The 19,524-nt window shown below is 70.6% G+C and carries 22 protein-coding genes; 9 read left to right on the forward strand and 13 right to left on the reverse strand.

The genetic code is table 11. The features are described 5' to 3' along the window. The first annotated feature begins 49 nt into the window (after window positions 1-49). The 3 genes from ACIP6U_RS08705 to ACIP6U_RS08715 all read left to right on the forward strand — a co-directional run bounded on the left by ACIP6U_RS08705 (window position 50) and on the right by ACIP6U_RS08715 (window position 3,094). A complete protein-coding gene (locus tag ACIP6U_RS08705) occupies window positions 50-1,069 on the forward strand; it encodes a phenylacetaldoxime dehydratase family protein (RefSeq protein ID WP_401714338.1) in 1,020 nt (339 codons plus the stop codon). A 19-nt stretch (window positions 1,070-1,088) separates the two neighbouring features. Beyond that, window positions 1,089-2,162 (forward strand): carbon-nitrogen hydrolase family protein, encoded by a 1,074-nt coding sequence (locus ACIP6U_RS08710; protein ID WP_401714339.1) that lies wholly within the window; start codon window positions 1,089-1,091, stop codon window positions 2,160-2,162. 194 nt (window positions 2,163-2,356) lie between these two features. After that, window positions 2,357-3,094, forward strand: coding sequence for a dienelactone hydrolase family protein (locus ACIP6U_RS08715; RefSeq protein ID WP_401714340.1), 738 nt, complete (start codon window positions 2,357-2,359; stop codon window positions 3,092-3,094). 156 nt (window positions 3,095-3,250) lie between these two features. On the opposite strand, the gene ACIP6U_RS08720 is transcribed toward ACIP6U_RS08715, so the two are convergent. Further along, on the reverse strand, window positions 3,251-3,766 hold the full coding sequence (locus ACIP6U_RS08720) for a DUF4265 domain-containing protein (RefSeq protein ID WP_401714341.1): 516 nt from the start codon (window positions 3,764-3,766) through the stop codon (window positions 3,251-3,253). A 613-nt stretch (window positions 3,767-4,379) separates the two neighbouring features. On the opposite strand from ACIP6U_RS08720, the gene ACIP6U_RS08725 reads away from it, so the two are divergent. Continuing rightward, window positions 4,380-4,781 (forward strand): Imm7 family immunity protein, encoded by a 402-nt coding sequence (locus ACIP6U_RS08725; protein ID WP_401714342.1) that lies wholly within the window; start codon window positions 4,380-4,382, stop codon window positions 4,779-4,781. A gap of 9 nt (window positions 4,782-4,790) precedes the next feature. After that, entirely contained in the window at window positions 4,791-5,639 is an 849-nt protein-coding gene (locus tag ACIP6U_RS08730; protein ID WP_401714343.1) for an NAD(P)-binding domain-containing protein, read from the forward strand. Here the strand turns inward: ACIP6U_RS08730 and ACIP6U_RS08735 are convergent. The 9 genes from ACIP6U_RS08735 to ACIP6U_RS08775 form a co-directional block, all read right to left on the reverse strand. Next, window positions 5,632-6,510, reverse strand: coding sequence for an oxygenase MpaB family protein (locus ACIP6U_RS08735; RefSeq protein ID WP_401714344.1), 879 nt, complete (start codon window positions 6,508-6,510; stop codon window positions 5,632-5,634). The genes ACIP6U_RS08730 and ACIP6U_RS08735 overlap by 8 nt on opposite strands. 127 nt (window positions 6,511-6,637) lie before the next feature. Further along, entirely contained in the window at window positions 6,638-7,717 is a 1,080-nt protein-coding gene (locus tag ACIP6U_RS08740) for a CU044_5270 family protein (protein ID WP_401714345.1), read from the reverse strand. Continuing rightward, complete coding sequence (locus tag ACIP6U_RS08745) at window positions 7,714-8,367, reverse strand: RNA polymerase sigma factor (RefSeq protein ID WP_401714346.1); 654 nt, start codon at window positions 8,365-8,367, stop codon at window positions 7,714-7,716. The genes ACIP6U_RS08740 and ACIP6U_RS08745 overlap by 4 nt, the downstream gene beginning before the upstream one ends. A gap of 94 nt (window positions 8,368-8,461) precedes the next feature. After that, complete coding sequence (locus ACIP6U_RS08750) at window positions 8,462-9,256, reverse strand: GNAT family N-acetyltransferase (protein ID WP_401714347.1); 795 nt, start codon at window positions 9,254-9,256, stop codon at window positions 8,462-8,464. A gap of 38 nt (window positions 9,257-9,294) precedes the next feature. Continuing rightward, window positions 9,295-10,725 carry an ATP-binding protein gene (locus ACIP6U_RS08755; RefSeq protein WP_401714348.1) on the reverse strand — a complete coding sequence of 477 codons (1,431 nt, stop codon included), beginning with the start codon at window positions 10,723-10,725 and terminating at the stop codon, window positions 9,295-9,297. Beyond that, the gene (locus ACIP6U_RS08760) at window positions 10,726-11,430 is read right to left on the reverse strand and encodes a response regulator transcription factor (RefSeq protein WP_401714443.1); all 705 of its coding nucleotides are present in this window, start codon (window positions 11,428-11,430) and stop codon (window positions 10,726-10,728) included. A gap of 158 nt (window positions 11,431-11,588) precedes the next feature. Then, window positions 11,589-12,197 carry an FMN reductase gene (locus tag ACIP6U_RS08765; protein ID WP_401714349.1) on the reverse strand — a complete coding sequence of 203 codons (609 nt, stop codon included), beginning with the start codon at window positions 12,195-12,197 and terminating at the stop codon, window positions 11,589-11,591. Beyond that, entirely contained in the window at window positions 12,194-13,300 is a 1,107-nt protein-coding gene (locus ACIP6U_RS08770; protein WP_401714350.1) for an LLM class flavin-dependent oxidoreductase, read from the reverse strand. Before ACIP6U_RS08770 ends, ACIP6U_RS08765 begins: the two co-directional genes overlap by 4 nt. Window positions 13,301-13,373: 73 nt before the next feature. After that, window positions 13,374-14,306 carry a LysR substrate-binding domain-containing protein gene (locus ACIP6U_RS08775; RefSeq protein WP_401714351.1) on the reverse strand — a complete coding sequence of 311 codons (933 nt, stop codon included), beginning with the start codon at window positions 14,304-14,306 and terminating at the stop codon, window positions 13,374-13,376. A gap of 74 nt (window positions 14,307-14,380) precedes the next feature. Between ACIP6U_RS08775 and ACIP6U_RS08780 the strand changes: the two genes are divergently transcribed. Continuing rightward, window positions 14,381-15,457 carry an aldo/keto reductase gene (locus ACIP6U_RS08780; protein WP_401714352.1) on the forward strand — a complete coding sequence of 359 codons (1,077 nt, stop codon included), beginning with the start codon at window positions 14,381-14,383 and terminating at the stop codon, window positions 15,455-15,457. A gap of 37 nt (window positions 15,458-15,494) precedes the next feature. Here ACIP6U_RS08780 and ACIP6U_RS08785 read toward each other — a convergent pair whose 3' ends face one another. Next, a complete protein-coding gene (locus ACIP6U_RS08785; protein ID WP_401714353.1) occupies window positions 15,495-16,103 on the reverse strand; it encodes a TIGR03086 family metal-binding protein in 609 nt (202 codons plus the stop codon). A 96-nt stretch (window positions 16,104-16,199) separates the two neighbouring features. Here ACIP6U_RS08785 and ACIP6U_RS08790 point away from each other — a divergent pair, with 96 nt between their 5' ends. After that, a complete protein-coding gene (locus ACIP6U_RS08790; RefSeq protein ID WP_401714354.1) occupies window positions 16,200-17,042 on the forward strand; it encodes a DUF6597 domain-containing transcriptional factor in 843 nt (280 codons plus the stop codon). A gap of 33 nt (window positions 17,043-17,075) precedes the next feature. On the opposite strand, the gene ACIP6U_RS08795 is transcribed toward ACIP6U_RS08790, so the two are convergent. After that, a complete protein-coding gene (locus tag ACIP6U_RS08795) occupies window positions 17,076-17,984 on the reverse strand; it encodes an NADP-dependent oxidoreductase (protein ID WP_401714355.1) in 909 nt (302 codons plus the stop codon). 136 nt (window positions 17,985-18,120) lie between these two features. On the opposite strand from ACIP6U_RS08795, the gene ACIP6U_RS08800 reads away from it, so the two are divergent. Further along, entirely contained in the window at window positions 18,121-18,555 is a 435-nt protein-coding gene (locus ACIP6U_RS08800) for a winged helix-turn-helix transcriptional regulator (RefSeq protein ID WP_401714356.1), read from the forward strand. Here ACIP6U_RS08800 and ACIP6U_RS08805 read toward each other — a convergent pair. Continuing rightward, window positions 18,546-19,010: a hypothetical protein gene (locus ACIP6U_RS08805; RefSeq protein WP_401714357.1), complete on the reverse strand. Its 465-nt coding sequence runs from the start codon at window positions 19,008-19,010 to the stop codon at window positions 18,546-18,548. The genes ACIP6U_RS08800 and ACIP6U_RS08805 overlap by 10 nt on opposite strands. Window positions 19,011-19,110: 100 nt before the next feature. On the opposite strand from ACIP6U_RS08805, the gene ACIP6U_RS08810 reads away from it, so the two are divergent. Beyond that, complete coding sequence (locus tag ACIP6U_RS08810; RefSeq protein WP_401714358.1) at window positions 19,111-19,443, forward strand: YnfA family protein; 333 nt, start codon at window positions 19,111-19,113, stop codon at window positions 19,441-19,443. Window positions 19,444-19,524: the final 81 nt, after the last annotated feature.

Here is a 19,524-nt window from a genome sequence, read left to right on the forward strand (position 1 = left end):
AGTCACGGACAGTTCGTCCAGTTCGTCGAATTCGTCGAAGGAGCGCGCCATGCCGAGAACGGCCCCGCCGGGGCACACCCCTCGTTTCACCGCCTACAGCGCCCGGTTCCCGCAGGGCACGGACGCCTTCGTCTTCGCGCAGTACGGCTGCCAGGCGCCGACCCGGGAGGAGGCCGAGCGGGGCGCGGCGGGCCTCGCCGCGCTGTTCACCGGGCCGGACGGACCCGACCTGGTCGACCGCGGATCGTTCTACGACACCGCCGGAGCGCACAACGTCGCGTTGCTGGCGTACTGGTACGACCCGAGTCGCCACCGGCGCTGGCGGGAGTCGGAGGCCGTCCGCGCCACCTGGGACGGCCTGCCCGTGCAGGGCCCGGTCGGGCACTGGCGCGAGGAGTCGGTGATCCCCGTCGAGCGGAACGAGACACTGCACACCCACCGCAGTGAGGACTACGCGACCAGCGGTCTTTCGCAGTCCGGCGCCCTCGAACTCCCCGAGACGCAGGTGCACGACTACTGGGGCGCAGCCCGTGACCGCATCACGGCGTCGGCCACCGAGGCGCTGGAGACCGAGCTGCCGACCTTCGAACCGCAGGATCCCGCCGCCCGGGAGACCCGTGGCCGCCGCGTCGGCGTCGACGTACCGGGAAACGTGGCGCTGATCCGCACCGCCCAGGACTGGTCGGCCAGCACGCTCTACCGCGAGACGTATTTGGCCGACGTCAAACCGGTCAAGGACCGGGGCGTCGACTTCCTGGCGGAGAACGCCGGATCCGGCTGTATCGCCGCCCGCAACCTCACCGAGGAGGCGGCCGACGGCTCGCCGCTCGACCGCGCCTGCACCATCGCCTGGTTCGCCTCGCTCGAACACCTGATGACCTGGTGCCGGTCGCACCGCACGCATCTGGACATCTACGCCAGTTTCTTCCGGATGGTCGGCGGCGGCGACGGCCCGCTGGACGTCGCCTTCTGGCACGAGGTCTCCGTACTGCCGAGCGGCTCGGTGACAGCCGAGTACATCAACTGCGACCCGCGCACCGGCTTCCTGCCGCTGTCCCCAACCACCTGACAACAGAGGAGAGTTGACCATGGTCGAGTACACAGGGGCGTTCAAGGCGGCCGCCGTCCAGGCCGAGCCGGTATGGCTCGACGCCGACGCCACGATCGACAAGAGCATCGGCCTGATCGAGGAGGCGGCCCGTGCGGGGGCGCAACTCATCGCGTTCCCCGAGACCTTCGTCCCCGGCTACCCCTGGTGGCTGTGGCTGGACTCCCCCGCCGCTGGCATGCAGTTCGTCGGCCGCTACCACGAGAACTCCCTCACCCTGGAAGGCCCGCGCTTCCACCGCCTCCTCGACGCCGCACGCGCGAACTCCATCGCGGTGGCCCTCGGATTCAGCGAACGCGGCGGCGGCAGCCTGTACATGGGCCAGGCGCTCATCTCCGCCGACGGCAAGCTCGTCGGGGCCCGCCGCAAGCTCAAGCCCACCCACGTGGAACGCACCATGTTCGGGGAGGGCGACGGCTCCGACCTGGTGGTCCACGACACCGAACTCGGCCGCGTAGGTGCCCTGTGCTGCTGGGAGCACCTCCAACCGCTCACCAAGTACGCCATGTTCAGCCAGCACGAGCAGGTGCACGTGGCCGCCTGGCCCAGCTTCTCGGTGTACAAGGGGGCGGCTTACGCGCTCGGCCCGGAGGTCAACACCGCCGCCTCCCAGATCTACGCCGCCGAGGGCCAGGTCTTCGTCCTCGCCCCGTGCGCCGTGGTCGGCGAGACAGCCATCGACCTGTTCTGCGACACCCCCGTCAAGCAGCAACTGCTCCAGCCCGGCGGCGGCTTCGCCCGGATCTACGGCCCCGACGGCCGCCCCCTGGCCGACCCGCTGCCCGAGGACACCGAGGGCATCCTGTACGCCGACATCGACCTGACCGCGATCCCGTTCGCCAAGGCCGCCGCCGACCCGGTCGGCCACTACGCCCGCCCCGACGTCACCCGCCTCCTCCTCAACCGCACCGAACGACGCCCGGTGGAGTACGCCGGCTACGCCACCCCGCCGGGGGAACACTTCGAGGATGCCGAGGCGCTCGAGACAGAGCCGACACCCGAGCCGGAGGCGGAGGCGGCACGGATCGGCGAATGGGCCGGCAGCCGACCTTGACCGCCACCCGGCGCCTCCGCAAAACCCGTTGGCGGCCCACGGCACCCCCTGCTACTTTTCCGGAGGCCGTGCGAGAGAACGAGGAGGTGGTACCCGTGATCACAGTATCGACGTGGGTGCTCTCCTCCGGGGTCACGGTCGGGCGATAGGTCGTCCGGGAGCGCCGTTCTGCGCACTCCCGAAAGGGCACGACCATGCACTTCACCTCCGAACGACACCTCGAAGACGGCGTCCTGGAACGCGACTTCACCCTCGGCGAGATCCCCGGCACCCTGTGGACGCCTGCCTCCGCGTCGGCATCCACACCGGCACCGCTGATCCTGCTCGGCCACCCCGGCGGACTGCCCAAGATGTACGCCCGACTGGTGGGCCGGGCCCGGCACTCCGCGTCCCAGGGCTACGCCTCGGCCACCATCGAACTCCCCGGCAGCGGTGACCGACCCCGTCTCCCCGCCGCTGAACAGGCCCGCACCGACATGCGCCGCGCACTGCAGGCCGGCGAACCAGTCACCGACGACATCGTGGACCGCCTCGTCCTCCCGCTGGTCGAACAGTCGGTCCCGGAATGGCGAACCACCCTGGACGCGCTGCTTGCGCTGCCCGAGATCGACGGCCCGGTCGGCTACTCGGGGGGAGTGATCGCCATCGGCACCAGGCTGGCGGTGGTGGAACCGCGCATCTCGGCGGCGGTGCTGTTCGCGGGCAGTTTCGTGCCGCGCGTCATCCTTGAGGAGGCCCGCCAGGTCACCATCCCGCTGCACGTCCTGCTCCAGTGGGACGACGAGGGGAACGACCGCCAGGCAGCCCTGGACCTGTTCGACGCCTTCGGCTCGAAGGAGAAGACGTTGCACGCGAACATGGGCGGCCACACCGGGGTTCCGGGGTTCGCCGGGGACGCGGCGGCGGAGTTCTTCGCCCGGCATCTGAAGTAGCCGCCGACCGCCTCCGCGGTCAGACCGACCGCGGAGGGTAGGCGGTGTCGACCAGGTTGCCGCTCGTCGAGGAGGTCGAGACGCCTTCTCGACGCGCGGCAGTCGGCAGATGCACGACCGCTCCGACACCCGCGTCGCACCTACCTCATCGGATACCTACGGAAATCGAGGCAGTTGCCGTTGGTGCACCTTTGAGATTGCACTCTCTTGGATCTCGATTTCCCCGGCAGCGAACCGCCCCTGGAGCCAATCACGCATCTCCCGATATTCAACCGTCGGGGGAATATCAACAGCCAAATAGTTGTCGAAGCCGCGTGCCAATTCCCAACCGCACCCAGATTCTCGAAGTTTGATCTCTACCCTCTCACGCGAGTCTTCCCGCATGATGATGACGCGCACAGTGGAATGCCCAGATTCTTGCGTGAACTTCTCAAATACAAGGTCGCGTCGTTCATTGTCAGGGCGAACCTGAATGAGGTCACCAAACGCGATTCCACGAACAAAGAAAGGAGTATTCACTACACGGATCTCGAACTTGACGTCCGTCTTCTCTCCCCAGAGTCGCTCGACCGACACAGGAGGCCAGTTAGGCCGCTCCACCTCGAGATCAAAGGCAACCTTGAACAACTTGGCACCACTCGCGGAGGTGGGACGCTCATTCGGCTCGGTCACGGCTATTCCTCCGGATCCAGGAACTCTCGGAGTTCATCGTCCCATTGCGCAACAGCCTTCGCCGATTCACACTTGAGGACTTCGTCATTCTTCTCCAAGTCGGCATCGTATACTTCATGCCGCCCATTGTCCGTGAAATTCATTCCTCCGCGGTCATCCGAGGAAGTTCCACAGTTGTGGACAGGGACCGGAGTGGCACCCGCCAGCACATAGTACGTATGGAGGGTGCCAACGGTGAGGTCGTACGTAGTGCTCTGCTGATGGAAATTGCGCACCCCCCGAACGACGACCGTCGTACCGTCCGGCTGACGAAGCTCGGTGCCTGCCGTGAGGTCGTGGGCGTCCGTCCAGGTCTTCCCGTGCTAGGGCGGTCCCCGCTCCGGCGCCGTGTCGAACGTCAGCGTCGTGAAGTCCTTGTCCGTCTTCGTGACGATGATGTTCTGGACTTTCTCCGGGGCCGTGACGCCCGTCTGTGGGTCCGTCGCCAGGACCGTGTCGACGGCCTTGATCTTGTTGATCGGTTTGGACGAGCCGTCGGCGAGGCGGACTTCGGTGCTGGGTACGAAGCTGCTTTGGCAGACGACCAGACGACCAACCTCACTAAGATCGCGATGTGTTCGAGTACCACGGCTGGATCACCCTCAGGGAAACCGCGGTCGATGACCACAACGAGAGCCGGCTGCGGCAGATCGTCGATGACCTTCGGCTTCGCATCGCCCAGATGGCCAGCCCCTACCTCCTCGACCTCAGGTGGATGAACGGCGAGCCCTTCATTCACCTGGGAGGCCACTCGAATCACCGCTCATCGCCTGATGTCGTCGGCCTGTTCGAGCATGTGGCGGAGGTCGCTCCCGGCTCCTACGGGCTCCTCCACGTCCGCGATGACGAGGACCTGGGCCATGAGAACGAGGTACGGGTGTTCAGGCTCGCTCGGGGCGCGGTCACCGAGCACACGGAGGGGCTGCTGTCTCCGTGTGTCCCGAAACTGGAAGACCCCTTCGACGGCAACGGGTAGGGAGACGGTATGAGTGAGGTCGCTGCTGTGAAACGCGTCGGTGTCATCGGAGTAGGTGAGATCGGGCGCGCCCTCGTGACAGGTCTGTGTGACGGGGAAGGTGCGGCGCCGGAGGTCTTCCTCTCGCCCCGGGGCGCCCGCGTCGCCGCCGAGCTGGCTGCGCGCTACGACGGCGTACACGTCTGCGCCGACAACCAACAGGTCGTCGACCGCTCGGAGTTGGTGATCATCGCCGTGCGGCGGCAGGATCGGCACGAGGCGCTCGCCGGTCTGCGGGTGGGCGGGGACAAGGTCGTGGTCAACGTGATGGCGGGCGTCGGCAATGACGACCTGCGCGCGACGCTGGCGCGCACCGACGCCCCCTTCGTACGGGCCATCCCCCTGCCCGCCGTACGCGAACGTCGTTCCGTCACCGTCACGTACCCCTCGCACCCGGCGGTGGACGCCCTGTTCGAGCGCCTCGGCGGGGTGCTCCCGGTCGCGGACGAGGCGGCCTTCAACGTCTTCTCCGCGCTGACGGGGACCCTGACCACCCACTACTGGTATCTCGCCACGCTCACGTCATGGGCCGTCGCCCACGGCATCCCCTCCGAGGAGGCGGACGGCTACGTCCGCGGTCTCTTCCAGGGAGTTGGCCGATCCCTCAGCGACGAGACCCGCACTCTGCACCAACTCGCGGCCGATCACGAGACGCCGAGGGGGAGCAACGAACGCATCCGTACGACCTGGTTCGACAGGGCCAACGTCGACTCCCTCAACACCGCTCTCGACAGCCTGTTGACCGACCTCGATGACTCTGACGACTCCGACGGCTCTGGCGACTCTGGCGACTCTGGCGACTCCTACGACCTCAACTAGGCAGGTTCCGGCGGGGTGTCTCCACTCGCGCCACCGACAGGCCGCGGGTACGGCGCCACGCCGCCCGCGCCCGTGGGTGGTAGCGCCGTTCGAACGGGACCAGATGCCAGCCGAGGGCGACCGTGCGGCCCAGCAGCCACAGGGCGAGGGCGCTGCGGCGGGACCAGCGGTAGCCCAGTCGGGCTCGGATCGTCGGTGGGTACATCCCGACGGTGAGCCAGATCATGGGGCGGGTGACCGGGACGCGCAGGAGCTTCCAGAGGGGGTCCGGCAGGCGGCGTAGGGCGGGAGGTTTGGCTATGTGGCGGATGTCCAGGACCGCGCGGGTCGGCCAGTTGTCCTCCAGGACCTCGGTGCACATGCGGTCGAAGTAGGCGCAGAAGTCCGGCCAGTTGGCGGGGGCGGGGCGGTCGCTGACGCCGTACAGGCGGTACCACTGGAGGCTCTCGGCGTAGAGCTGCTCCTTCTGTTCCGTCGTCAGGGGGCGGCCGAAGTACTGGCACACGAGCACCGGGATCATGACGAAGGTCGCGTGGGCCCAGAAGAAGGTGTCGGGGTCGAGGGCGTGGTAGGGGCGGCCGTGGCGGTCCACGCCCTTGACGCCGAGGTGGTAGTCGCGGACCTGGCGGGCGGTACGGGCCGCGTCCGGGCCGTCGTAGACCACACCGGCGATCGGGTAGAGCGAGCGGAACAGCCGCTGCCAGCGCTCCTCGAAGAAGTGCGAGTGCTCCTGAACGCCCGCGCCCAGACCGGGGTGCATGTTCTGCATCGACCCGGCCCACAGGCTCAGCAGCAGGCTCCGCCAGTCGCTGAAGTAGCGCCACACCAACGACGACGGACCGAGGGGCTCGGGCGGCGGGTCCGGTATCAACGGAGGTGCCTGCCGGAGTGCGCATGATTCATCCGCCCAGCCTCTCGCTCACAACGACCTCGCACAATGAGCCCGCCGGGCCCCGGAGTTCGGGACCCGGCGCTCTCCTCGTCGCCCTCCTCGTCGCTCAGCTCGCCGTGCCGCCCGGCGTCTGCTTCATCCCGTCCACCACCGCGCGCTGCGTGATCGCGCTGGTGAAGAGGACGGTGCCGGCCTTGAACTCGCTGTCCGCCAGCGGCTCGACCACCACGACGCGCTCGCCGAGCAGTCGCAGGCTCTTCTTGTCGAAGATCCACTCGGTGCGCTCGCCGGTGTTGTCCTGCCGTGCGATCGCGATCCCGTGGCGCCCCTCCGCGTCGACCGCGTCGTCCACCGCGACGACCCCCGGGATCTTGGCGGCGGCCTTGTAGAGGGCGGCGGCGACGTCCGCGGGCGGGTAGCTCTCGGTCAGCAGATCGCCAATGGCCACGAACGCCGCCTGGTCGCTCGGGACTTCGGGGTCCCGGACGGCGTCCGACTCCTTGTAGATCTGTCGCAGCAGCACGTCGGGGTCGGTGGGCAGCTTGACCAGGGCGTCGTGCGCACCGCTCATCGGGGTCTTGCTGGCCAGGGTCATGCCCTCGTCGCTCGTCTCGCCCGCCTCGATCAGCCAGCCGTCCTTGCCGTCGGCGGACATCCAGGTCTGCCGGTCGTGCAGTTCCTGGCTGACGATCGTGGTCTTGTCGTCGACGGTCTTGGGGTAGGTGCTGGCCACCTTGGAGGCGATGTAGACGAACTGGCCGTCGTGCACGGCCGATCCCGAGGTGTCGGCGGCGGCGAGCGAGATGCGGTCGAGCAGCTGGGGGGCGCCCTTGGCGTCGGCGGTGCCGATCGTGGTGGTCAGCGCGGGGCCGGTGGCGAGGGGCATCTTGCCGTCGCCGTTCCCGCCGGCCAGGGCGAGCCCGCCGACGACCGCGCCGGCCAACGCGCAGGCCATGGCGGGCAGCAGGATCGCGCGGCGCAGGAACGGGTTGCGGCGCTGCGGGGCGGCCGTCGGGGCGGCCGGACGCGCGTCGGCTGCGGTGCGGAGGTCCTCGTGGATCTGGGCCATCATCTGCTCCTTGTGGAACTGGTGGCGGCCCGCCGGCAGATCCCGTTCGACGGAGGGCAGGAGGTCCTGGGTCTCCGTCCACTCAGCCGGGTGCGGCTGGGAGGGGCTGGCGTTCATCGGTTTCCTTCCTGTGCGGACCGGACCGCGTATCCGCGATCACCTGTTATCTGCCGGTTCGTGGAGGTGAGTTCCCGATTCTTTCCGCTTTTTCTTTTCAGCTCGGCGTCCGCGAGCTTGCGCAGCTTGCCGCGGGCGCGGGACAGGCGGGAGCGGACGGTTCCGATCGGGATGCCGAGGGCGTGGGCCGCGTCGGCGTACTCCATGCCCTCCCACAGGCAGAGCACCAACACCTCGCGTTCGGGGCGTCTGAGGGCACCGAGGGCGGTCAGCGTGGCGGTGATCCGGTGCCGGTCGTCCAGCCGCCCGGCGGTCTCCTCGGCGTGGTCGGCGACCTGTGTCTCCCCCGCGCCCGCCGCCGCGGCGGCGGTGGCCGCGGCCCGGTACCGCCGGTTGCTGCGGTAGTGGGAGCGGGCGACGTTGGTGGCGATGCCCAGCAACCACGGCCGCAGGGAGCCCCCTTCGGCCTCGATCGACGCATGCCGCCGCCAAGCCTCCATGAACGTCGCCGACATGACGTCCTCGGCCACCGACCAGTCGGCGGTCAGCCGAAAGGCGTGGTTGTACACCGCGCGGGCACAGTCGTCGAAGAGTTCCGCGAAGGCGTCCGGATCTCCGGCCCGTATCCGGGTTCGCATATCTGTGGTCACGTTCTCAACTGACCGTCCGGAGCGCCGAGTTCCCGTGACGTGCGTCACATACGACTCCGGCGGCCACGACGGTCACAGCAGCACCGCCGCCAACTCAGGGCGCTCGCAACCCAGTTACCCCCGCCGCTCCCAACCCCGTTGACCCTGTCGCCCCCAACCCCATTACCCCCGCCGCCCCGAACACCCGCCCCCTCATCCCGACCCGCTCATACACCCCGACCGCGCCCGCGTTCCCCGCGTCCACCATCAACGCGGCCCGCCCGTAGTCCCGTACGAGCGCCCCCACCACGAACCCCGACACCGCGCCGCCCAACCCCCGCCCCCGCGCCGCCGGATGCGTGACCACTCCGGCCAGGAACCCGCATCCGACCCCCGACCACGCGTCCGCGGCCACGGCGACCAGCCGTCCGTCGGCCTCGTCGCGCAGTCCCGCCCAGCGGCGGACGCCGAGGCGGCCGGGTTGGGCGTAGGAGTCGGGAAAGTGGCGGGTGATGAGGTTCCCGGCGTCCCGTTCGCCGCGCGCGTCCAGCCAGCCGGCGTCTCCCGGACCGGTCACCACCGGCGGCACCGCCGTCTCCATCCACAGGAACGGCCCACCCCCACGCCCCAGTTCGGGAATCCCCCGCACCAGCCCGTCGATCAACTCCGCCTCGCCGAAAGGCCGATACGTCGGTCCGACCTCCCGCAGCACATCCCGTACGAGGGTCAGCGCGTCGCCCTCCGTCCCAGCCACCGCGATCCGGTCCCGCCCCGAGAGGTCCGGGCTCGCCACCGCCGTAGCGGAGCCGTGGCGGTGAATGCGGACGCCGGGTGCCGGGGAACCGTCGGGGCGGAACTGGGCGGCCCAGATCAGGTGGCCGTCGGTCCCGTCGTCATTCCTGCCCGTCACCTCGTAAGACCCGTCGGTCCCTGCGTCACGCCTGCCCATCACCTCGTAGGACCCGTCGGTGCCCCGCCCACCGTGAACCCGATCACCGATCCCCCGCCCTCCCGCCGGTAGGCGAACGGTGCGCCCGCGTGGGCCATCGCCACCTCTCGGACGATGGAGAGACCGAGGCCCGAGCCGGGGAGGGAGCGGGCGTCGGCGGCGCGGTAGAAGCGGTCGAAGATGCGGATGAGGTCGGCCTCGGCGACGCCCGGACCGCGGTCGAGGATCTCGACGCGGACCGTGCCGGGGCGCGCGGGGCCGGCGACGTTGATCTCGATCGGTTCCGTGCCGTCGCGGTCGAACTTCGCCGCGTTCTCCGCAAGGTTGGAGATCGCCCGGGTCAGCGCGCCGGGGCGGCCGTCGGTGGTCGTGTCGCCGCTCGCGCGGACCGTGATCTCGCGGCCGGTGCGGCGCCGGGCCAGGCCCGCGACGTCCTCGGCGATGTCGGCGAGGTCCACCCGCTGCGGCGGCTCGGTGTCGGACTGGCCGGCCGCGAGGTCGACGAGTTCGTTGACCAGGTCGGTCAGTTCGCGCGCCTCCTGGGAGAGGTCGGCGACCAGTTCGAGGCGCGTGGCGGGGGGCAGTTCGTCGATGCGGCGGAGCAGGGAGATGTTCGTACGGAGCGAGGTGAGGGGCGTGCGGAGTTCGTGGCCCGCGTCCTGGACCAGCCGGCGCTGGTCCTCCTCGGACTGGGCCAGGCGGCCCAGCATGCGGTCGAAGGCGCGGCCGAGGCGGCCCACCTCGTCGTAGCCGGCGACGGGCACGACGATGCCGAGCCGGCGCGTGCGGGCCACGTCCTCCGCCGCCGAGGTGAGCACGATCAGGCGGCGGGTGATGCGCCGGGCCAGCCACCAGCCGACCAGACCCGCGCCGGTCACCACCGCGGCCATCAGGATCAGCGTCCGCTGCTGCAACGCCCGCAGCAGGTCCTCGGTGTCGCTGAACTCCTGCGCCACCTGCACCGCGCCCTGCCGCTCGCCCAGCGAGACGGTCGCGACACGGTAGACGTCGGCGCCGACGTCGACCTCCTTGTGCTCGGCGATCGTCCCGGCCGCCCGGTCGGCCGCGATCCCCCGGTCGGCGGCCGTGACCGGCAGCGCAGGACTGCCGGAGTCGACGACCGAACCGTCAGGCCCCAGCACCTGCACATCGGTCCGGGCCGGGCGCACGATGTCGTGCCCCGGCGCCGAGGAGGAGAAGTCGGCGGGGGTCATCTTGTGCTGGCGCACCTCGTCGCGCAGATCCTGCACGACCTGGTCGAACACCGACTCCTGGTCGACCCGGACCAGCCGCGCGGCGGCGCTGTACGACAGCACGCCGACCAGCACCGTGACGGCCGCGGTCACCGCCGCGAAGGACACCGCGAACGTGGTGCGCAGGGAGACCAGGCCGGGCCGCCGTCTGACCAGCAGGCGCCGCAGCCGCCCCACTCAGTCCTCCCGCAGCACGTAACCCACACCGCGCACCGTGTGGATCAGCGCGGGTGCCCCCGGATCGTCGAGCTTGCGGCGCAGGTAGCCGACGTACACGGCCAGGTTCTTGGAACCGGGCCCGAAGTCGTAGCCCCAGATCCGGTCGTAGATCGTGGAGTGGTCGAGCACGATCCCCGCGTTGCGGACCAGCAGCTCCAGCAGTTCGAACTCGGTGCGCGTCAGCTCCAGCTCCCGCCCGCCCCGCCAGGCCCGCCGCGCCTGCATGTCCATCCGCAGCCCGGCCGCCTCGATCTGCCGGTCACTGTGCTGCGGCTCCTTCGGTACGTCGACCAGGGCGCCGTTGCCCGAACTGGTGCGGCGCAGCAGGGCGCGCAGCCTCGCGAAGACCTCCTCCACGTCGAAGGGCTTCACCACGTAGTCGTCGGCGCCCGCGTCGAGCCCTGCGATCCGGTCCGCGGTCTCGACCAGGGCGGTGAGCATGAGGATCGGGGTGCGGTCGCCCTCGGCGCGCAGCACCCGGCAGACCTGGAGGCCGTCGATGCCGGGCATCATCACGTCCAGCACCAGCACGTCCGGTGGGGTGCGGTGGGCCTGCGCCAGCGCCTCCACGCCGTCGGCGACCGCCGTGACCTGGTAGCCCTCCAGGCTCAGGGCGCGCTCCAGGGCGTGGCGGATGGCGCGGTCGTCTTCGGCGAGCAGCACAGTTTGGGACACGTCCCCCAGTCTGCCAATGCCTCCGGCGGATCGGCGGAGTGTGTGGGCCTACGATCAGCCTTTTTACCCGGATCTCACCCTTGGGGTGCCGTCCTCTGGGGGCTGCCGCCCCCAGACCCCCGCTGTCGGCCTGGACGGCCTCGTCCTCAAACGCCGGACGGGCTGGTAGGCGCGAGCGCCGCCAATTGGTCTGCGAACGGAACTACCTCAAAAGCGTCCGCCTTCGGCGTCGGCCTCGTCGCCGTCAGGCCCGTCATCAGTGCCGCCAGCTCTCCCGCCGCCCGGTCGATCCGGCCCTCCAAGCCCTCCGCTCCCCAGTCCTCCGAAGCCGCGTACACCCCGGTCGGAACGACCACGGCACGCAGGTAGGAGAAGAGAGGGCGCAGGGCGTGGTCCAGGACCAACGAGTGCCGAGCCGTGCCGCCCGTCGCGGCAACCAGTACCGGCTTGCCCTCCAGCGCGTCCTTCTCCAGCACGTCGAAGAAGGACTTGAAGAGTCCGCTGTACGAGGCCGAGAACACCGGCGTGACGACGATCAGGCCGTCGGCGTCGGTCACCGCCCGCTGGGCGGCAGACAGGGCCTTGCCCGGGAAACCGTTGGTGAAGTTGTGCGCGATCTCCACGGCCAGGTCGCGCAACTCCACCACCTGTACCTCCGCCGACGTACGCCCCACCGTGGCCGCCGCCAGCCGGTCCGCCAGCAACCTCGTCGACGACGGCACGCTCAGCCCCGCCGATACGACTACGAGCTTCATGCCACGGTCTCCTTCTCGGACTCCTGGGACTTCTGGGCGGCGGCGAGCAGGGACGCGTGCGTCGGGGCCTCCGGGACGTCCGCCGGGCGGCCCTTCGCGAACTCCTCGCGCAGGACCGGCACGACCTCCTCGCCGAGCAGGTCGAGCTGCTCCAGGACGGTCTTCAGCGGGAGTCCGGCGTGGTCCAGCAGGAACAGCTGGCGCTGGTAGTCGCCGGCGTAGTCCCGGAACGCGAGGGTCTTCTCGATGACCTCCTGCGGGGAGCCGACGGTCAGCGGGGTCTGGTCGGTGAAGTCCTCCAGGGACGGCCCGTGGCCGTAGACCGGCGCGTTGTCGAAGTACGGGCGGAACTCGCGCACCGCGTCCTGCGAGTTCTTCCGCATGAAGACCTGGCCGCCCAGCCCGACGATCGCCTGTTCCGGCGTGCCGTGCCCGTAGTGGGCGTACCGCGCCCGGTACAGCTCGACCATCCGCTTGGTGTGGTCGGCCGGCCAGAAGATGTTGTTGTGGAAGAAGCCGTCGCCGTAGTACGCGGCCTGCTCGGCGATCTCCGGCGAGCGGATCGAGCCGTGCCAGACGAAGGGCGGTACGTCGTCCAGCGGGCGGGGGGTGGACGTGAAGCTCTGGAGCGGCGTGCGGAACTTGCCCTCCCAGTCCACGACGTCCTCGCGCCACAGCCGGTGCAGCAGGGCGTAGTTCTCGATGGCGAGGTTGATGCCCTGGCGGATGTCCTGGCCGAACCAGGGGTAGACCGGGCCGGTGTTGCCGCGGCCCATCATCAGGTCGACGCGGCCGTCGGCCAGCTGCTGGAGCATCGCGAAGTCCTCGGCGATCTTCACCGGGTCGTTCGTCGTGATGAGCGTGGTGGAGGTGGAGAGGATCAGCTTCTCCGTCCGCGCGGCGATGAAGCCGAGCATCGTCGTCGGGGACGACGGCACGAAGGGCGGGTTGTGGTGCTCGCCGGTCGCGAAGACGTCGAGGCCGACCTCTTCCGCCTTCAGCGCGATGGCGACCATGGCCTTGATGCGCTCGCGCTCGGTCGGCGTCCGGCCCGTCGTCGGGTCCGGCGTGACGTCGCCGACGCTGAAGATCCCGAACTGCATGGTCGCTCATCCTCCATGTTGTTGACTGTTCAACTATACCCACAGAACGGTCGCCCGCGTACGGCTATTCCCGTCAGTGGTCCGGGGTGGCGCCCCGGCCCTCGATGGCCGTTTCGCGGCCCGCGAGGACCGTTCCGCGGAACGAGGCCACCACCGGGCGGAGATCCACCCGGTGCCAGGCCGCCCACAGCTGGACCGACCCGCCGTACCAGGGCAGCTCGCGCACCGCGACGCCGTCCGTCGTGCCGCGCAGCATGCTCTTCTGGATCAGCGCGAGGCCGAGGCCGGAGGCGACCAGGCCCAGGGCGGTGAGGGGATCGGCCGCGTCGAGGCGGATGTCCGGGGTGAAGCCCGAGGCCACGCAGGACGCGACGAACGTGTCACGCCAGGCCGCGTCCCGGGAGTCGTCGCCCACGGCGATCCAGGGCTGACCGTCCAGGGCGGCAGGGGTCAACTCCCTTTGCCCTACGAGGGGATGCCCGGCCGGCAGTGCGAGCAGCAGGGGGTCGCTCAGCAACGGGGCCGCGTCCAGGTCCGGGTCGTCCTCCGACGGAGGCGTCCGCACCAGCGCGATGTCCAGGCTGCGTTGGCGCAGACCCTCGAACTGGTCGGCCGACTCCTGGTCGTACAACGCGACGTGAATGCCCGGGTGTTGATCGCGCAGGGTGCGCAACGCGGTGGGCAGGACGCCCGTGTACATCGCGTCGGCGACGTAACCGATGCACAGACCGCCCTCCTCGCCCCGGCCGAGCCGGCGGCCCAGGTTCTCCAGGCGGTCCGCGTGCCGCAGCAGGGCGTGCGCCTCGGTCAGGAAGACGCGGCCGTCGGAGGTCAGCCGGATGCGCTGCTGGCTGCGTTCGAAGAGGGTCAGGCCGAGGTTCTTCTCCAGCTGGGCGATCTGCCGGCTGAGCGGCGACTGGGAGATGTGCAGCTGCTCGGCGGCCCGGCCGACGTGTTCGACCTCGGCGACGGCGACGAAGTAGCGGAGTTGGCGCAGGTCAAGCATGTAGGACCTCGGAGGACTCAAGTGTGTCCGAGTGAGTCTTGGACAGTCTCATCCCTGGATCCTAGCCTCGAACCATGAGCATCAAGAACCTCCTGCCCAGCACCCTCGGCGCCCTCCCCGGCGCCCCCGGCACTCCCGGCGCCCACTCCCCCGGCGTCCGCCCCGGCACCCTCGGCTTCGGCACCGCGCCCCTCGGCAACATGTTCCGCGCGATCCCCGACGAGGAGGCCGCGGCCACCGTCGAAGCCGCCTGGGACCAGGGCATCCGGTACTTCGACACCGCGCCCTTCTACGGCGCCGGGCTCGCCGAGATCCGGCTGGGCGAGGTTCTGGCGCGGCACCCGCGCGACGCGTTCGTCCTCAGCACGAAGGTCGGCCGCGTCATCCTCGACGAGATCGAGGACCCGGCCGCCCGCGACCTCGGCGAGAAGGGCGGCCTCTTCGAACACGGGCGCCCGAACAAGATGGTCAACGACTACTCCGCCGACGCCACCCTCCGCTCCGTCGAGGACAGCCTCAAGCGCCTGCGGACCGACCGCCTCGACATCGTGTGGGTGCACGACGTGGCCCAGGACTTCTACGGGGACGAGTGGCTGGCGGTGTACGAGAGCGCCCGCACCGGCGCGTTCCGTGTGCTGCAACGGCTGCGCGAAGAGGGCGTCATCAAGGCCTGGGGCCTGGGCGTCAACCGCGTGGAGCCCCTGGAACTCACCCTCGACCTGGACGAACCGAAGCCCGACGCCTTCCTCCTCGCCGGCCGGTACACGCTCCTCGACCACGACCGCGCCCTCCAGCGCCTGCTGCCGGCCGCCGCCGCGCAGGACGTCGACATCGTGGTCGGCGGGCCCTACAGCTCGGGCATCCTCGCCGGCGGCACGCACTTCGAGTACCAGCAGGCGCCCGCGCACATCATCGACAAGGTCGCGCGGATCAGGGCGCTCGCCGACCGGCACGGCATCGGCATCAAGTCGGCCGCCCTCCAGTTCTCCCTCGCCCACCCGGCGACGGCGGCCGCGATCCCCGGCGCCACCAGGCCCAGCCGCATCGCCGAGGACGTGGCGGCCCTCGGCGAGCGGATCCCGGCGGCGTTCTGGACGGACCTGCGCGAGGAGGACCTGATCGCACCGGACGCACCTGTACCGACGGCCTGACGTCGGCCCCGGGGGGCCGGGGGTCCGACGGCTCGCCCTACCCGGCGACCGCGCCTCCGTCCCACCCCGGATCCCGTCCCGTCCCCGCCAGCAACCGCTCGAACGCCGACGCGCCCTCCGGCGCCCGTACCGGCTCCCCGAAGACGCCCATCTTCTTGGCCGTCGGGGCCAACTGGGCCACCGTGTCCGTCAGTTGGGCCACGATCGCGTCGTCGGCGTCCGGGTACTCCTGGCCCGTCGCCCGTGCCAGGTCCCACACGTGCACGGTGAGATCGAGCAGCGCCATCGAGCCCACCAGTCGCGCGGGCATGTCCATCGCGCCGGTGGTGCCCTCCTCGGCGCCGGGCGCGGACCAGGCCGCCACCAGCCGGTCCGCCTCGCCCGCGAACCGCTCGCGCCAGTCCGGCCCCTCGCCGACCCGGTCGGGCGTCTCGCCGAAGTCCGACGCCTCCTTCACGGCCAGCCACTGGAACTGCACGACCACCTGGAAGAGGTGATTGACCAGGGCCTTCACGTCGTACTCCGCGCAGGGCGTGGGCGCGACGAGCGCCGCGTCGGAAATGCCGGCCACCACCGCCACCGCCCGCCCACGCGCCATGGCCAGCAGCTCACCGATGCCGTACGTAGCCACACTCTTCGTGTCCATGCCTCGACCGTACGGACGCCGGGGCCGGCCCTTCTTGAAGAAACGCGACGCCCGAAGACCCGCGCCGCTCGGCGCGGCGCGTCGTACGATCCGGCCATGGCCGCCCCCCGCCGCCGCGACACCCGCGGGATCGTCGACCCCTCCGGGCTGCTGACCCGGGTGAGGTTCCGCCGCCACGAGCCCGCCGAGCCGCTGCGCCGGTACGTCGAGCGGTACTGGTTCATCGACTGGGACCTGCCCGAGCCCTACGCCTCCCACGTCGTCGCGCACCCGTCCGTCAACCTCACCTTCCAGTGGGACGGCATCGACACGGACGACACCCCGCCCTACGCCGAACTGACCGGCATCCCGCACGGCCTCTACACCAGGAAGATCACCGGCAAGGGCCGGGTGTGCGGGGTGAAGTTCCGCCCCGGCGGCTTCCGGCCGTACGCCCCCGAACTGCCGGCCTCCCACTGGACGGGCCGCGTGCTCGACGCCCGGGACGTCTTCGCACAGGCATCGCCGGCCACCGCCCGCGCCGTCGTGGACCCGGCCGACGACGCCACCCGCATCGCCGCCCTCGACGCCTTCCTGCTCCCCCTCGCCCCTGCCCCCGACCCCCAGGCCGACCTCGCCGTGGACCTCGTCGAACGCGCCCGCACCGACCGCGCGATCCGCCGCGTCGACGACTTCGCCCAGGCCGCCGGCCTCTCCGTACGGGCGCTGCAACGGCTCTTCTCGGCGTACGTCGGTGTCGCCCCGAAATGGGTCATCCTCCGCTACCGCATCCACGAGGCCCTCGAACTCGCCGGCACCCGACGCGAGGTCGACTGGGCCGCGCTCGCCGCGGACCTCGGCTACGCCGACCAGGCCCACCTGGTGCGGGACTTCACGGCGACGGTGGGCGTCCCGCCGAAGACGTACGCCCAGACGACGGACACACAACCGCCGGCCTGATCGACACCCCGGGACCCAAGGAGCCGGCCCGCCCTACGGGACCAGCACCAACCGCCCCCGCACCCCGCCCTCCGCGAGCCGGGCGTGCGCCTTGGCGGCCTCCGCCAGCGGGAACGTCTCGGCCACCCGAAGGCTCAGCACCTCCGCGTCGACCAGCGCCACCAACTCCGCGAGCCGCGCCCCGTCGGCGGCGACCTCCACGGCGGTGGTCCGCACCCCGCGCACGGAGGCCGGCTGCCCGCCCGGCCGGAACCCGACATAGGCGCCCCCGTCCCGCACCGTCGCCAGCGCCGTCTCGCCGAGGATCGCCGCGTCCAGTACGGCGTCGAAGCTCCCGTTCTCGACGGACCCGCTCGTGAAGTGCGCGGCCCCCAGCGACCGTACGAGCTCCGCGTCGCCCTCCCGAGCGAGCCCGGTCACCAACACACCCCGGTGCGCGGCGAGTTGGACGGCGTACCCACCGACGGCGCCCGCCGCACCGGTGACGAGAAGGGACTGCCCCTGCTCCAACTCCAGGAGATCCAGGGCCTGTACGGCGGTGAGGCCGTTCAGCGGCAGGGTCGCGGCGTGCACGGCGTCGACCGTCACCGGCGCCTTCGCGAGCGCGTCGGCCGCCGCGACGACGTACTCGGCGTGGGCGCCGAGCGGTCGCACCATGCCGGGGGTCATCGCGACCACCTGGTCACCCACGCTCCACTCGCCGCCGCCGCCGTCGCCGTCGCCGTCGCCGATGGCGTCCACCGTCCCCGCCACGTCCCACCCGAACCCGATCCGCTCCCCCTCGCCCCCGAAGAAGCCGCCCCGCACGCCCTCGTCCACCTGGTTCAGCGTGGCCGCGGCCACCTTGATCCGCACCTGCCCCGCCGCCGGCTCGGGCACGTCCGTCTCCACGACCTCCACGACCTCGGGCCCACCAAAACGGTTCACGACTACTGCACGCATGACGACTGTCTCCCTATACCTACTGGTCAGCCGGGGTATCCCCGCAGCTGTCAGCAACCCTAGGAAGAGCTACTATCGATTCGTAAGTAGTTACCTGAAAGTGCCTACCTACCCCGGAAGTGAGCGAGAGCCCGCCATGCCGACCACGACCGCAGCTCAGCGACGCGAGCAGGCCCGCGTCCAGTACGACGCGTTCATCCGGTCCTGCCCCACCAACCAGCTCCTGGACCGGCTCAGCGACAAATGGGTCAGCCTCGTCGTCGCCGCGCTCTCGACCGGCCCCATGCGCTACAGCGACCTCGGCCGCAAACTCGCCGGCGTCAGCCCCAAGATGCTGACCCAGACCCTCCGCTCACTGGAACGCGACGGCATCCTCACCCGCACCGTCACCCCGTCCGTCCCGGTCCGCGTCGACTACGAACTCACCGAACTGGGCGCCAGCCTGGCCCAGTTGATGACCGCGGTGAAGGCCTGGGCGGAGACGCACATCGAGGAGGTGCACGAGGCGCGGGACCGCTACGACGCCGAGGCGGAGGGTCAGGCGGAGAAGACGACGGTGCCTCAGAAGTAGTACTCGTCCCCACTGTCCAGCACGAGCACCCGCTGCTGGTCATTGGCCCGGTTGTGGTCCACCGCGCCCCCGCTCCAGACGGTGTCCAGCTCCAGCAGCACCTCGCTCGGCGCCCCCCGCAGCCGTACCCGCATGCTGATCGGCGCCCCGAGATCGTCCGCGGCCAGGGCCCCCACCCGGCACAACACCACCCGCGGCCCCGACCGCGCACACCCGCCCGGCAGCACCTGCCCGTTGGCGAGCGGCGCCGACCAGCGCAGCCGCACGGTCGCGTCCGGCACGGCGGACGGCCCGTGATTGCGCGGGGTGAACCGGACGTCGACGCGCCCGTCGGCCATGGAGGCGGCCCCGTGATAAGCGAGATCGGCCTCGGGCCCACCCACCGCACCAGCGGGTACGCCCCCTGCTCCAACCGCCGCCAGCGCGGCCAACCCCACCGCGAGAACCCTGCGCATACCCACTCCTCACTCGCCACGGACGTACGCATGTATCCCCCGCCACGCCATCGGCAGGCGCCGTCCAACAGGTGACAGCGCCCGTGCCAAGCTGGTGGACATGCTGATCGTCCGTTCCGCAGCCCTCTTCGTCGTCGCCGCCGTCTTCGAGATCGGCGGCGCCTGGCTGGTCTGGCAGGGCGTACGCGAACACCGTGGCTGGCTGTGGATCACCGGCGGCATCCTCGCCCTCGGCGCCTACGGCTTCGTGGCCACCTTCCAGCCCGACGCCCACTTCGGCCGCATCCTCGCGGCATACGGCGGCATCTTCGTGGCGGGTTCCCTGGCGTGGGGCGCGCTGGCGGACGGCTACCGCCCGGACCGCTGGGACATCACGGGGGCCCTGGTGTGCCTGGCAGGCATGGCGCTGATCATGTGGGCACCGAGGAATTAGGGGCTCGCTGACCAACCTGCTTCCAGGGGCGCGGGGCTGTATCGATATGCGGCTCCGCCGCGTGGGCGCGACCAGCCACAG

Origin of the sequence: Streptomyces sp. NPDC088794 (assembly GCF_044750545.1) — a bacterium.
Lineage (GTDB): Bacteria > Actinomycetota > Actinomycetes > Streptomycetales > Streptomycetaceae > Streptomyces.